Origin of the sequence: Flavobacterium sp. JP2137, from assembly GCF_050562195.1 — a bacterium.
Taxonomy (GTDB): domain Bacteria; phylum Bacteroidota; class Bacteroidia; order Flavobacteriales; family Flavobacteriaceae; genus Flavobacterium.
Genome location: NZ_CP191647.1, coordinates 3379229 through 3393793 on the forward strand (window position 1 = coordinate 3379229; position 14565 = coordinate 3393793).

At 42.9% G+C, this 14565-nt stretch carries 14 protein-coding genes and 1 tRNA gene; 6 read left to right on the forward strand and 9 right to left on the reverse strand.

Translation table 11 applies throughout. The features are described 5' to 3' along the window. Positions 1–92: 92 nt before the first annotated feature. The 6 genes from ACQZ43_RS14910 to ACQZ43_RS14935 all read right to left on the reverse strand — a co-directional run bounded on the left by ACQZ43_RS14910 (position 93) and on the right by ACQZ43_RS14935 (position 6796). Positions 93–1046: an acetyl-CoA carboxylase carboxyltransferase subunit alpha gene (locus ACQZ43_RS14910; protein ID WP_430613490.1), complete on the reverse strand. Its 954-nt coding sequence runs from the start codon at positions 1044–1046 to the stop codon at positions 93–95. A gap of 66 nt (positions 1047–1112) precedes the next feature. Further along, a complete protein-coding gene (locus tag ACQZ43_RS14915; protein WP_430613491.1) occupies positions 1113–2006 on the reverse strand; it encodes a DMT family transporter in 894 nt (297 codons plus the stop codon). Then, the gene (locus ACQZ43_RS14920; RefSeq protein WP_430613492.1) at positions 1993–3069 is read right to left on the reverse strand and encodes an LptF/LptG family permease; all 1077 of its coding nucleotides are present in this window, start codon (positions 3067–3069) and stop codon (positions 1993–1995) included. Before ACQZ43_RS14920 ends, ACQZ43_RS14915 begins: the two co-directional genes overlap by 14 nt. Before the next feature lie 239 nt (positions 3070–3308). Beyond that, entirely contained in the window at positions 3309–4439 is a 1131-nt protein-coding gene (tgt, locus tag ACQZ43_RS14925) for a tRNA guanosine(34) transglycosylase Tgt (protein ID WP_430613493.1), read from the reverse strand. Positions 4440–4632: 193 nt separating this feature from the next. Continuing rightward, positions 4633–5658 carry an iron chelate uptake ABC transporter family permease subunit gene (locus tag ACQZ43_RS14930; protein ID WP_430613494.1) on the reverse strand — a complete coding sequence of 342 codons (1026 nt, stop codon included), beginning with the start codon at positions 5656–5658 and terminating at the stop codon, positions 4633–4635. Between the two features lie 4 nt (positions 5659–5662). Beyond that, positions 5663–6796, reverse strand: coding sequence for an ABC transporter substrate-binding protein (locus ACQZ43_RS14935; RefSeq protein WP_430613495.1), 1134 nt, complete (start codon positions 6794–6796; stop codon positions 5663–5665). A 297-nt stretch (positions 6797–7093) separates the two neighbouring features. Here ACQZ43_RS14935 and ACQZ43_RS14940 point away from each other — a divergent pair, with 297 nt between their 5' ends. The 3 genes from ACQZ43_RS14940 (at position 7094) to ACQZ43_RS14950 (ending at position 9020) form a co-directional block, all read left to right on the forward strand. Further along, positions 7094–8113: a YncE family protein gene (locus tag ACQZ43_RS14940; protein ID WP_430613496.1), complete on the forward strand. Its 1020-nt coding sequence runs from the start codon at positions 7094–7096 to the stop codon at positions 8111–8113. A gap of 129 nt (positions 8114–8242) precedes the next feature. Continuing rightward, positions 8243–8497 carry a hypothetical protein gene (locus ACQZ43_RS14945; protein ID WP_430613497.1) on the forward strand — a complete coding sequence of 85 codons (255 nt, stop codon included), beginning with the start codon at positions 8243–8245 and terminating at the stop codon, positions 8495–8497. Then, positions 8487–9020, forward strand: a complete 534-nt coding sequence (locus tag ACQZ43_RS14950; protein ID WP_430613498.1) for a DUF4252 domain-containing protein — start codon at positions 8487–8489, stop codon at positions 9018–9020. Before ACQZ43_RS14945 ends, ACQZ43_RS14950 begins: the two co-directional genes overlap by 11 nt. A gap of 29 nt (positions 9021–9049) precedes the next feature. On the opposite strand, the gene ACQZ43_RS14955 is transcribed toward ACQZ43_RS14950, so the two are convergent. Then, the gene (locus ACQZ43_RS14955) at positions 9050–9409 is read right to left on the reverse strand and encodes a winged helix-turn-helix transcriptional regulator (RefSeq protein ID WP_430613500.1); all 360 of its coding nucleotides are present in this window, start codon (positions 9407–9409) and stop codon (positions 9050–9052) included. 171 nt (positions 9410–9580) lie between these two features. On the opposite strand from ACQZ43_RS14955, the gene ACQZ43_RS14960 reads away from it, so the two are divergent. Next, positions 9581–10111: an NAD(P)H-dependent oxidoreductase gene (locus ACQZ43_RS14960; protein ID WP_430613501.1), complete on the forward strand. Its 531-nt coding sequence runs from the start codon at positions 9581–9583 to the stop codon at positions 10109–10111. A 132-nt stretch (positions 10112–10243) separates the two neighbouring features. Further along, entirely contained in the window at positions 10244–10672 is a 429-nt protein-coding gene (locus ACQZ43_RS14965) for a DUF3995 domain-containing protein (protein ID WP_430613502.1), read from the forward strand. A 119-nt stretch (positions 10673–10791) separates the two neighbouring features. On the opposite strand, the gene ACQZ43_RS14970 is transcribed toward ACQZ43_RS14965, so the two are convergent. After that, entirely contained in the window at positions 10792–11841 is a 1050-nt protein-coding gene (locus tag ACQZ43_RS14970; protein ID WP_430613503.1) for a linear amide C-N hydrolase, read from the reverse strand. A 1076-nt stretch (positions 11842–12917) separates the two neighbouring features. Here ACQZ43_RS14970 and ACQZ43_RS14975 point away from each other — a divergent pair. Beyond that, positions 12918–13340 (forward strand): DoxX family protein, encoded by a 423-nt coding sequence (locus ACQZ43_RS14975; protein WP_430613504.1) that lies wholly within the window; start codon positions 12918–12920, stop codon positions 13338–13340. A 1077-nt stretch (positions 13341–14417) separates the two neighbouring features. Here the strand turns inward: ACQZ43_RS14975 and ACQZ43_RS14980 are convergent. Continuing rightward, positions 14418–14493 (reverse strand) — tRNA-Lys (locus ACQZ43_RS14980). Between the last annotated feature and the right edge of the window lie 72 nt (positions 14494–14565).

Genomic DNA, 14565 nt, shown 5'->3' on the forward strand with positions numbered 1-14565 from the left:
ATGCACATAAGTAGGTTGAAAACTAAGGGGGAATTGTTTACAACAAAAAAATCCGAAGCGAGCTTCGGATTTAAAATAGGATTGTTAATCAATTACTCTTTAAATTCGCCCATGTTGGCGTATTTATCCATGCGTTGATTAATTAATTTTTCTGTTGATAACTTTTTTAATTCCTCGTAGGTCTCTACAATATATTTTTGAACGGTTTCGAAGGTTTTTTCGCGATCATAATGTGCACCACCAAGGGGTTCTGGTATGATATCGTCGATCATCTTATTCTTTTTCATATCAAAAGAAGTCAATTTCAACGCTTCTGCTGCCTGTTCTTTAAACTCCCAGCTTCTCCATAGGATCGAGGAGCAGGACTCTGGCGAAATAACGGAATACCAAGTGTTTTCCAACATAAAAACACGGTCTCCAACGCCTATTCCCAAAGCGCCACCAGAAGCACCTTCACCGACAATAATGGTGATGATAGGCACTTGTAATCGAAACATTTCAAAGATATTTCTAGCGATAGCCTCTCCTTGTCCGCGCTCTTCTGCTTCTAAACCGGGGTATGCCCCTGGCGTATCGATCAGCGTCACTACGGGTATGTTGAATTTCTCCGCCATACGCATCAAGCGCAAGGCCTTGCGATACCCTTCTGGGTTGGCCATACCGAAATTTCGGAATTGACGGGTTTTGGTATTAAATCCCTTTTGTTGTCCGATAAACATATACGATTGGTCGCCAATCTTACCCAAACCACCGATCATCGCCTTGTCGTCTTTGACATTTCTGTCGCCGAAAAGCTCTAAAAAAGTCGGTCCACATAAAGCGCGAATATAATCTAGCGTATACGGGCGACTCGGATGTCTGGACAATTGGACGCGTTGCCAAGCCGTTAAGTTCTTATAGATATTCTTTTTGGTTTCTTCCAGTTTTTTCTCAATCTGCTTACAAGTAGTTGATACGTCAACGTCAGACTCTTCACCAATTAAATTACATTTATCCAGTTGCTCTTCGAGTTCTTTTATTGGCAGTTCAAAATCTAAATATTCCATTCTTCGAGAAAAATTTTTAGTTCAGTTTAAGCGACAAAGATAAAGTTTTCCTCCTCATTGCAAAGACTAATTTTTAATTACTTTGGTTTTTTTTGCATTCTTGACAATTCCGTTTAGAATCACCGTCGATAAAATCAACAAAGCGCCGATATAAAATGCGGGGGTCATTTTCTCGCTATCCTTAAAGATTAAAACCGCGAGTAGAATCCCGTAAACCGGTTCTAAATTGATGGTCAACATGACCGTATAAGGCGTTAAAAATTTCATGATTTTGACCGAAGCCAAAAAAGCATAGGCCGTACAAAAGGATCCTAATAGAATCAGCCACAGCCAATCGGCATTTTTTACGGTAAAAAAAGCCGCGTCAAAACCGCCGGAAAACGCCAAGTACAGCGACAGGATTAACAGGCCGCCGAGCAGTTCGTAAAAGGTGATGATACCCGGTTCGTGTCGCTGGGCAAACTTTCCGTTAATGATCGAGAAAACCGCCGATAAAAAGGCGGATATCAGCCCCAATACAATTCCGGTAACATACTGGGCTTCCACGCTAAAAATAATGGTTAAACCCGCGATTACGATCAATCCGAAGACCACCTCGTACCAAACGACCTTTCTCTTGTAGAAGATGGGCTCTAAAATCGAAGCAAAAAAGGCCCCGGTGGATATACAGGCCAAGGTCACCGATACGTTGGAAGCTTTTATCGCTCCAAAAAAGGTCAACCAATGCACGGCTATAACCACTCCTGCCAATAAAAACAAGGCTATACTCCGTTTATCACCGCTTAATTTGCGCTTGGTTATCAAGAAGTAAACCAACAAACAAGCCACGGCTATGGCAATTCGATACCACACCAAAGGCAAGGCTTCCAAGGATATCAATTGTCCTAAAACCGCTGTAAACCCCCAAATAAAAACAATTAGATGTAAATTGAGGTAACTCTTTATATTATCTCCTAGCATTTCTCAATAAAACTATAGCCAATATTCCAAATGAGATATTGGAAAACCAAACGGCAATTAGCGGTGGAATGGTAGAGGCTTCCGCCAGGGTACCAAAAATTTTGTCGAAGAAAATATAGGTGAATGCCAGTGAAATTCCCACGGCTAGATTGACTCCCATCCCTCCTCTTCGCTTCATTGAAGACACGGAAACCGCGATAATAGTCAAGATAAATGTAGAAACGGGCACGCTATACTTTTTGTACTTTACCACCAAATACGAATTGATATTGGCCGACCCCCTCATGGTTTCGCGCTCGATAAACTTGTTCAATTCGCCCAAGGTCATCGTTTCGGCGGCATAGACCGCTGGGGTCAAATCCTCAATGTCAAAATCGAGTTTGAGGTCTTTTTTTTCCGCCTTTTCCAATTGGTCGCCCATTTCGCCTATCGTACGCTTGTAATAAGAGGAAAGCGTATAATTCTTTTGCTCGGGATTCCAGGTAATTCTACTGGCTTTAATCTTGTAAAGCAGCTTGTTTTCCTTAAACTTTTCCAAGGTAAAATTAAAACCGGTTTTGCTTTGAAAATTAAAATTACTCACGTAGATAAACTCGTCGGGACTGATTTGCTTATACACATTTTGGGTTTCGCGCACTTCGGAATTTCGCTTTAAATATTTGTATTTAAAATCGTTATATCCGATACTCGCTTTGGGTACCAAGATCAATCCCATCAGTAAGGCAAAGAGGGAAATCAAGGTGGCTCCTACGATATAAGGCCTTAAAAATCTGTTGAAGGAAATACCCGAACTCAATATGGCAATGACCTCGGTGTTGTTGGCCAACTTGGAAGTAAACCAAATCACCGACAAAAACAGCAAAATCGGAAACAGCATATTGGCGAAATAGATGGTGAAATCCAAATAATACGCCAAGACACTCGACAGTGGCACCTTGTTTTCCAATATTCGATTGATTTTTTCCGATACATCTACTACAATTCCAATGGGAATAAACAGCAGCAACATCACGGTAAACGTTCCCAAATACCGCTTTAAAATGTACCAATCGATTATTTTCATAGGTAAACTATTTGTCTTTTTTAAAAATCTCTTATAATCGCGTTGTATATCGCTGCGGTTCAAATCCTTTGCGGGAATTTCCCCTTGAGCAACAAAACTACTGCTTTAAAAAACACGGCGAGGCACCCGATGCCGAAACGTCTAAAAACCCCGCCCTATCCCTTAGATTAGCCGTTGAGCAGTGGGGATTTAAGCCCCCATTTCCAACGCCTAAATATATAAAATTGTACGGTCTTAAACTACAATCTGGTTCCTAATTGTTTGACCATTTTGTCTTTCCAGCTCGCAAAGGTACCGGCGAGTATTTGTCGTCGCGCTTCGCGAACCAACCACATATAAAAACCGAGGTTGTGAATCGTCGCAATTTGCTTGCCCAAATATTCATTGGCAGCAAATAAATGGCGTAAGTAGGCTTTGGAATACTCCAAATCCACATAGGTATGCCCCATTTCGTCTATAGGAGAGAAATCGTCTTCCCACTTCTTGTTTTTGATATTGATGATGCCGTTTGCGGTAAACAACATGCCGTTTCTCGCGTTACGCGTGGGCATAACACAGTCGAACATATCGATGCCCAATGCGATGTTTTCCAAGATGTTGATCGGTGTTCCCACCCCCATCAAATAACGCGGTTTGTCTTTGGGTAATATATCGGTAACGATCTCCGTCATCGCGTACATTTCCTCGGCCGGTTCTCCTACCGATAATCCGCCAATAGCATTTCCAGCAGCACCGGCATTGGCGATATACTCTGCCGATTGCGCTCTTAGATCTTTATAGGTACTTCCCTGAACTATGGGAAAGAAGGTTTGTTCGTAACCGTATTTTACCGGAACCTTATCCAAATGAGCGATACAACGGTCCAACCAACGGTGTGTCATGTGCATCGAACGCTTGGCATAGCGATAATCGCAAGGATAAGGCGTACACTCGTCAAAAGCCATGATGATATCCGCACCGATGGTGCGTTGAATTTCCATCACATTCTCCGGAGAGAAGAAGTGATAGGATCCGTCGATATGCGATTTAAACTTAACGCCTTCTTCTTTGATCTTTCGATTTGCAGAGAGGGAATACACCTGAAATCCGCCGCTATCGGTAAGGATATTGCTGTCCCAGTTCATGAATTTATGCAAGCCACCGGCTTTTTCTAAAATCGCCGTTTGCGGGCGCAGGTATAAATGATAGGTATTTCCCAAAATAATATCGGGTTTGATATCGTTTTTCAACTCGCGTTGATGCACCCCTTTTACGGTAGCAACGGTACCCACAGGCATAAAAATCGGGGTTTCAATCACCCCGTGGTCTGTAGTCAATTTTCCAGCCCTAGCTCTGGATTGTGGATCGGTATGTAATAAATCGAATGTCATATAGCCTTTTTACAATCGGCAAAGATAATTGAAATCTGCGGAAACTACGATTTATTGCATACAATTTTAAACGGAGGATTTGGTGGATTGCAGATTGGAATCGGCCGCTTAGTCGCTGGACCACCACCGCATAGTGTGTGCCGCCCTTCCTTTTCCCACTTCCATGTACGGAGCAGCAAAGAGCAGCATCCCCCTAACCCTTTCGCAGCAGCAACCAAATCACCACCGGAGCCCCGAGTATGGAGGTGACGGCGTTGATGGGCAATACAAAGGCTTGGCCGGGAAACTGCGTAATCATATCGCAGATCAGCAACAGTATGGCACCGAGGAGCATGGAGGCGAAACACAGCAATTTATGACTGCTGGTTTTAAAGAGCAGTCGCGCAATATGAGGAACAGCCAGGCCGACAAAGGCAATGGGCCCTGCAAAAGCAGTGGAAGCGCCAGACAATATACTCGTAGCGAGTATGATCAGCATCCGCGCACTTTTAATCGAAATACCCATACTAGCGGCATAGCGCTCGCCGAGCAACAAGGCGTCCAAGGCCTTAAACGATTTTACACTCAAAGCCAGTCCGACCAAAACGGCGGTGGTAAAAAACCCCACCGCTTGCCAGTCCAAGTTCCCCAAGCTCCCCATAGCCCAAAAGGTATAACGCTTGAGCTGCTCTGCCGAGCTAAAATAGGTCAGAACCCCGACGACGGCGCTAGCAAAGCTGCCAAACATCAAACCGATAATCAGCAGCGTCATCGAGTCCTGCACTTTACGCGCACCGAGCAAAACCACGAGTAGGATACAAAAACTCCCCAATATCGATGCCGCAACGATTCCACCGGCAGATATAAAGAACTGCTGAAAGTAAAGCGGCAAAAATGAAGCGCCTAAAATGACAACAGCAACTCCTAGGCTGGCACCAGAACTCAGTCCCAATACATAGGAATCCGCCATGGGATTGCGGAAGAGCGTTTGCATCAGCAAGCCGCTCACCGATAAGGCCACACCGACCAAAACGGCGATGATCGCCTTGGGCAAGCGGTAATTTAATACGATGTACTTCCAACTCTCCTTGTCGACCTCCTCGCCCAACAACAGCAAAACGACTTGTTTAAAGGGAATTTGAATCGCCCCCATACTGATATTAGCGATAAACACCAGCAGCAAAACGGGCACTAATCCCCAGATGTAAAAAGACGTCGACGACACAGTTTTTTTGAGCATGGCCTTATTTAAGTCTTTCGTAAAAGCTGCGTTGGTAATCGGGAAACACATGGGGATGTATGATGGAAATCAGGTCTTTCAACACCAAATCCGGACGCGTGGGTCCGAGTTCGTAAAACAATACCCCTCCGGTACGCCCTTTTTTTCCGGCAAAGGAATACACCTGTTTGTTTTTAAAGGCCTCGAAATTGGCATAGTGGGGATTGGCTTTTTTCAATTGATCCAGCGACTCGTATTGGGCGGGATTGATCCACAGTGCCGCACTTTGGGCGCGATCAAAAACCGCTTCAAAAGACAGGGCTAAACTGCCCGTGCCTTCGCTCGCCTTCCACAGATAATTGGCTTGGGCATCTTTAAAGAAGACAGCGGCCCAGCTTTGTCCCTGTGGCAAATACCACACATCCTGATACATGGCTCCGCTGAGTACATCGGGTTTCTGGTCGATATTACCCACTGCAGCCAAGGCGTCCAAATAATCTTTTTCTATGGTTTTAAAGGTGGTTGTAGCCCTGTCCGATTTGTCAAATAAGGCGCCGAAAAACTTGATCCACTCCGCTTTTCCCAGCGGGGTTTGCTCCGCCCAATCCCCGTTGTAAACCACGGAGATTCCCGACTGCTCTAAGGTATTTAAAACCGCATTGTTTTCATCCATGCCGAAAGCGACCAGCGCATCGGGTTGCATTTCGAGTACAATCTCGGTATTGAGCGACTCGTTTTGACCTATTTCGCGAATGCCACCGGCATCGATCCGTTTGCGAACAACTTCAGATGAGATATAGTCCAAGCCGGGAAAGCCCTTTAGAGCAGCGACTTCATCTAAAATTTCCAAGGCGGGCAAATGCGTGGTCGAAGTGACTAATACCGATTGAATCGGTACGGATATCGCGGGGTATTTCGAAAGGGAATCCGGCAGTGCAGCCGTGCCTCTGCGCAGTACATATACCAAATCTTTGGTCGCTCCCGGCCAAGGTCTGGTCACCTTCAAAAGGGTAAAATTCTCGTATTCATACAATTCAAATCCGTCGGCATACTCAATGGAGTTACCCACGACAGCAGCTGTTTTGGTTTCCCCTTGGCGTTTGCAACCGATTGTCAGCAACAAAAACAACACGCAAATACCTGCAAATAGTTTTTTCATGGCGCTATATTTTTACAAATGTAGCTTTAATTTGCTAAAAGCACACTGCAAATAGCCGTTTCAAAAACAGCTCGACACCATTCAAAACGGTTTTTCAAATCGGAAAAGCCCCATAAAAGGGCTGCTTTTGAAAATAAAAAAACTAATTTGATGATTATCGGTAAAAAAAAGCGCAGAAAACTTGTTATTTTAATAATTCAGTATAATTTTGAAAAAACAAAATAATGTTTATATTTTGTTAAAATAAAGTACGTTATTAGTGACCCCTATTGATTAAAAACAAAACCCATTTTTAAAATGAAAAAAATAATTCTTTTAGCCTTGTCTGTTACCCTTTTTATTTCGTGTAGCAAATCGGATGATTCGTTTGTTGAGGAGCCTATTAAGGACAATTACAGCAATACCATCCTGATGTTAAATGAAGGTAACTTCGGTTTGTCAAATGCCAATATTGATTTGGTAAGTCCGAGCCTCTCCGAATTCAAACAAAACATTTACACCAAAGACGAAACCGTACTAGGCGATGTTGCTCAGAGTATGGGGTTCTTAAACGATCAGGCTTATATCGTAGTCAACAACTCCAACAAGGTTGAAGTGGTAAATCGCTACTCGTTTGAACCGATCGCGACTTTGACAGAAAACATCAACCAACCGCGCTATGTGGCTTTCGCCGCTGGAAAGGCCTATGTAACCAATGCGGCTAGCCAATCGGTAACCGTATACAACACAACGAATTTTGAATTTATAAAAGAGATTAAAATAAACGGACCGGTAGAGCGTGTAGTTGCGGAAAGCAACAAGATATACGTTCAAAAATCCGCTTATGGAATGGGAAATGAGATCGTGATAATCAATACGGGTACAGACGAAATCGCTTCGACGATTAAAGTAGCCGACGCCTTACAAGACATCGTTGCCAATACGGGCTTTGTATATGCGATAAGCAGCATCGATACCCGTACCAATTTTTACAAGATCAATACGGAAAACGATCAGGTGATGATTACCTTCACTTCTACTAAGGTGAAAAACGGACAAAAACTACGCGTGGATCGCAACGAACTTTACTATGTAGCCAATAACGACATACACCATTGGAAACCCTTAGACACCACAGTAAACTACACACCGTTATTTACGGTTAAGGGTACGGGATATGGATTGCTCTACGGTTTTGACGTGATTGACGGCCGCGTATTTACAGCCGATGCCTTGGATTTCAAATCGAAAAGCGCTGTGGTCGTATACGATTTAAAAGGTAAAAAAGTAGGAAATTTCCAAGGTGGAATTGCCACAAATGGCTTTTACAAAAACTAATAAGCTTCCCTTTATTATAAAAAAATGCTTTTCAATTTTCGAGAAGCATTTTTTTATGGCAAAGAATTTGCATATAAACTAATAATGCGGGATATTCCCCAAGGAAACGAAAAACTAAAAAAACGGATTTTGAGCGCAACAACACCAGACGGATCATCAAAAAAACGCTTAATCGCCTCGGGCATTGCCCTGTTGCTGATTTTGGTCACCGGCCTGCTATACCTCGTTATCAACAACAAAGAGGAGGCTGTTATCGACGAGCACATCACTCCCGTTAACGTGGAGTCAGAAACGGCAGTGGAAACCGAAAAAGCCTTGCAATTGTTATCGACTCAAGTAAACAAAGGATTGGATTCAATTAAAAACAACGACTATGAAAACTAATTACAAAAATGCCATCGGAATTTTGAGTTTCTTTTTATGCAGCTTCTCTGCCATGGCGCAAACGGAGTTTAGCAAATTTGAAGATCAAGATAAGGTAAGCACGATCAGTGTGAATAAAAAGATGTTTGAAATGATGTCCAACGTAAAGATGGATACCTCCAACAAAGAGAATCAAGCGTATTTGAATTTGATTAAAAAACTGGAGACCCTCAAGGTGTATTCGACGAAGAACGCCGCTTTAAGCAGCGATATGAAAACGGCTACGGACAATTTCGTCAGTGGCAAATCCTTTGAAAACCTGATGACGATTACCGACCAAGGTGCCAAGGTAAAGATTTACGTCAATCCGGGTGCCACGGCAGCAAGTATCAAACAGCTGTTGATGTTCTCCGACGGCTCTGGACAAACCGAAACCATCATCTTGATGTTGACGGGTAACTTCAGTCTACACGAAATATCGGCTATCACAGACAAGATGAACCTCCCTGGAGGATCTGCTCTGAAGAAAGCCTCCAACCAATAAAAAGCTAAAAACTCCTCCGGGAGTTTTTTTTATTCCTCTAATTGGCGGTCGCGCAGCGATTTTAAGTTGGGCGCAAAACCCAACCCCCATTGATTGACAGCCTGAACTATAGGCAAGGCCGTTTTGCCCAAAGGCGTAAGGCTGTATTCCACCCGCGGGGGTATTATCGGATAAATCACCTTGTCTACGATACCGTAAAATTCCAGTTGATGCAATTGCTCGTGCAACACCCTTTTGGTAATACCGGGAATCGCCGCTGTCAAATCCTTAGGACGCCGCACCCCTCGATCGATTTCTTGCAATATACAATGCTTCCACTTGGACAGAATTACCTCCAAGGCAATTCCCGTTCCACAGTCAAGGTCCAAGGGTATTTTTCGCTGATACATAAGCTTATCGTTTGCTTAAAAATACAAAAAAATCAAAACAAAGCGATTTTTATCGAGTCGTTCAACTAAAATTCCACCGTGCTAAAATCATCACTTAGATAGAACTTTATCCCTTATTGCACAGCGGTTTATAGCGGTTTAACTTTGTGTATAACACTTATAAAAACCACCATGAAGAAACTGATTATCATCACCCACCCGCAAATGGCATCCTCGCAAATCAACCGCAGCTGGAAAGAAGAACTGCTCCGATATCCCGATCTATTTACCGTACACGATTTGCATCACTCATACCCGGACAGCCAAATCGATGTCGCCCGCGAGCAGCAGCTCGTCGAAGCCCATGAGCTGATCGTCTTTCAATATCCGTTATACTGGTTCAATTGCCCGCCGCTGTTAAAACAATGGCTAGACGAAGTCTTGTTGCACGGCTGGGCCTATGGCGCAAAAGGAAACAAGATGAAGGGCAAAAAAATAGCGCTGGCCATTTCTGTCGGTGCTGCAGAAGACGAGTACCGAGAAGGCGGTTTACACGGCGGAACCCTAGCGCAATTGTGCCTGCCCTTTCAGATGACCGCCCAATACATTGATGCGCAACTCACCGCTATTTTCACCTGGTATGACGTCGAACACCAACCTTCGCCCGAAATAATAGCACAAAGCACTCGAGCGTATATCGACTTCGCTCGAGCACTCGAATAAAGCGGGGTCACGTGCTGCGGCGCAAAGCATTCCACGGTATAAACCAACAGCTGCTCCAACAATTGGTGAACCTAAAATTAGGGTATATACCCCAAAATCACTACATTTAATGTACCAAAACACCTTATAAGCATGTTCATAGTAATGGCGAATGCCTTGATTTTTTCGATATTGGGAGGCTTTCACCTGTATTGGGTGTTCGGCGGTCAGCGCGGTATGAATGTAGCTGTTCCCACAGACAGAGAAGGCCAACGCCTCTTTGAACCGAGTAAGCAGTCTACCCTAATCGTAGCCCTGGGTCTATTTGGCTTTGCGTGGTTAAACTTAGCCGTAGTCGGTATGGCCTCATGGGGACTTTCTACCACAGTTCTCCGCTATGCCTTATTGGCTATCGCTTTGGTGTTTGCCATTCGCAGTATGGGTGATTTCCGTTATGTCGGCTTTGGCAAAAAGTTTAAAACCTCACCTTTTGCGCGTATGGATACGGCGTTTTTTAGTCCGCTGTGTCTACTCCTCGCCCTCACTCATATTTACCTTTTTTACGCTTTGTCGATCTCGTAAAAAAGCGCCAAACCCTCCCCTTTCAAAATGCGCAACAAAAAAAGGATTCGCGATGGAATCCTTTTTAAATTGTTTAACAACCGTCGATCGCCATAGCGTCGACGGGTATATCGCTACGGTTAAATACCCAAAAACTTAAAGGGGGTCGCCACTTTAAAATCCTTGTTGGTCTTTCCGTTATAGGTTTTGTAATCGTCCAAGCTCAACATCATGGTTTTGCCCTGAGCACTTAAGTCGAAATCCTTTAAATCCACCCAAAAGGTATTGGGCGTTAAAACGGTTTCGAAGTAATAGACCAAATTCTTTTGATCGGATACCGAACGCCAGCGGGTAGACGAAATATTGGGCTCTTGTTCCGAAGAAATTCCAAAGGGCACCGAGCAATTTCGAATCACGCTAAAAACAGAGGCTATGGCATTGCGCACATTATCGGTTTGAGGTATGGCATTGATGTAATACGAGGCGCGAACAAAGCGATCGGCAGCCCTGTTGGTACCGGGTAACATAATCGTTCCGGGAATTCCCTTCCAATAGCTATTCAATGCCAATTGCTCGTTGAATACCGGAGAATTGGTCATTACCGCATAGGAGGCATCGTGATGAATCATCAATTTGCCGTTGATGTATTCAAAAATAGCATTGTCCCCTTGTGCATCGGATATCGATAGATGTAGGGTTGTAAACTTTTTAGTACCTGGTATATAATCGCTCACCACTACAAAGGGTTCTTTTTCCAGCTGAGCAACCGCTTCCTGTACCGTCGCAAAATTGTCGAGTACATATTGCGCCCAAGCAGAAATGGAAATGCCCTTTTTGTTGCCCTTAGCATCAAATTTCGGGTATTCCGACTCTACCAGCCACAAGATATTCGCTACCAGTCCCTTTTCGTTCATACCGTCGGCTGTGGCGATATCCCAAGCCGTACTGACTACACTGCCGTATTTGGATTGCCAAGTAACGGAATTGGGGCCCACTTCACCATGGCGCTGCATACCGCGGGGAAACACCCACAAATTGGCCTGAATATCGTCTTTCCAGTCCATTGAACGCGCTGTGATTACCGTGCCGTTTGGCCCTTTATACACCACACGGGTACAGGCCGCTGTATTCGTGGGAATTCCCAACGAAAACAGCAGAAAAAACGCAAAAAATACCGCTGCTTTATTCATAATTTCGTGTTTTGTATTTTGTTATAGTTGTAGTAAATATAGTGCAATTTAACTATTAGTTCCTATGAAATTATCACATTAAGTTAAATTATTGACTGCATCTATGCACTGATTTGTTGATTCGCCCTTACGCGGATTTGCGGATTTGCGGATTCGATGATTTGATGATTCGCCCTTACGCGGATTCGTCTATGCGCGGATTTGTTGATTCGCGGATTTGTTGATTTGCCAGTTGACGTAAAACAACTCGATTTTTGCATTAAAAAAGCAGGTATATCGAAGTCACTGCGATTTAAAGTACACTTACCTCTTATGTATATTCGTCTATGGGTTAATTTATTGATTCGTCCGTGCGTTGATTTGCTGATTTGTTGATTCGCCAGTTGACGTAAAACAACTCGATTTTAGTATTAAAAAGCAGGTATATCGAAGTCACTGCAATTTAAAGTACACTTACCTCTTATGTATATTCGTCTATGGGTTAATTTATTGATTCGTCCGTGCGTTGATTTGCTGATTTGTTGATTCGCCAGTTGACGTCAAACAACTCGCTTTTCGCATTAAAAAAGCAACTAAAATCGCTTAACCGAAAAGCCACAGTATTGCTGTTTCCGCGGGACTGTCTCCCGCAGTAAAACGCTTGATTCAAATGGAAAAATTGCATCGCTGATAACAAAATCCGCATACGACAATATTATTTAGAAATCTCACAAAAAAACAATACATTACGCACTGTAATTAGCAAGCGAAAAGCAGCGCAACTCGAGTTTGCTATACCGAAGTAATTGGGGGAAATTCTGGAAATATGAGCATTTTATAGACCGCTTAACGGTATTAGGAACAAAAAAACGCATGATGTTTCTCAAAAAAAAGATCAGTTATACCAAAAGTTTCCCCAGTTGAACTGCCGGATAAGACGAAAGGACAGCAGCGCGCCACGACCAACTTGGGAATCCATACCCACAAACGGTCAATCGCTGCCTTTATTCCATCCAGCCACCAGCATTAGTTTCTTACCATCCCTGATGCAGGCACAAGGAATCCAAAGTAAAAGCTTTCAATAAATGAAAAAAAACATGAAAAAACTATTTAGTACAGATTACAATGATTGTAGCATAAACGCCGCATTCCTAATTCTTAGGGTAGGCATTGGTGCCTTAATGCTAACACATGGTTTGCCGAAATTGGCGCTGATTGGGGGAGATTCGGTGCAATTTGCTACGGTATTTGGCTTGAGTGCAGAAATATCACTTAGTCTTGCCGTTTTTGCAGAAGTGATTTGCTCCGTGTTGCTGATTGTTGGTTTGGGAACCCGACTGGCCACCATACCGTTGATTACGACCATGCTGATTGCGGTATTCTATATCCATGGAGACTCCCCCTTTGCCAAAAAAGAAATAGGAATTATATATCTGCTTATTTACGTGGTCTTGTTGATTACAGGTCCAGGCAAATATTCATTAGACCAATTGCTATGTAACAAAAAGACATCTTTATAAAGCAAAATTTTAACTATAAAAAAACGACTTGGTTTTGTATTAATACAAGTCAAGGGTAACTGCTTACACCATTTTTTGTAGCATGTCTATCTGATTATAGCTGTTTGAGCTACTGTCTTATCTTTTCTCACAAAAAACAAAGCCAATGCAATAAAAGATAATGGGAAACTGATGAAACTCGCGTAGTAAAACAGTCCTGCGATATCCGGTTTTCCACTCACTGTAAGAGTAAATGCCACTAACAATAGGGCGTAATTTACGACTAACCAAGTTATTATAAATTTAATCATGTTACAATTAGTTTTTTTATAAATTATTATATTTGAATTACGCCACATACTAGAGTTTATGAAATTGCAAGCGTTTCCATCAGCCGGTTTTCCCGTGGCCCTTTATACTTTATTGCTTTCGTAAATCGTTTTACCACTACGTGAATACACGCCAGTTGGCAATAATCTTTAAAAGAGATTTTTTTAAATAACTACTAGTAAACCATGTACTATTTTAAAAATCCCATGTTAATACATACAGATATAAAACATAATAATTACATTTTCATGTGGAAACCCGTAATACATATTGCTTAATTGTAATTTAGATAGCGACAATAACGGGCGTTCTTGGACACCAGCGTGATTCCGCTCGCGCCAGCATCTTGCTGGTGCGCACTATACTTTGCCCTGATTTGTTTATAAAAACAGCAACCACACTGACTGAAATGATCTAGAAGATTAGAGTTTTTGGATACCAGCGTGACGCTCGCAGCAGCGGCAGATTAGTCACTATTTTTGCATAAACACAACATTTAGGATTGATCCAATTCTTCTTGTATAGATTGGTCACTATTTTTGCATAAACACAACATTTAGGATTGATCCTTGAAAAGTCGATCTACTTTCCGAAAACTGGCGAATCATCGAATCTGCAAATCATCGAATCTGCAAATCATCGAATCCGCAAATCATCGAATCCGCAAATCAACAAATCAACATTTTTAAGAATCGCACTACAGTCGTGGGGCAATGGTAGGGAAAACAAGGCATAAAAAAAGCCTCACATTTCTGTGAAGCTTTTCTTTGGTGACCCGACTGGGGCTCGAACCCAGGACCCCAACATTAAAAGTGTTGTGCTCTACCAACTGAGCTATCGAGTCGTAATGTGTTTTTCAGCTTGATTTTTATTCTCTCAATACGCGATTAAAAAAAAAGCACAGAGCTGATTCTGC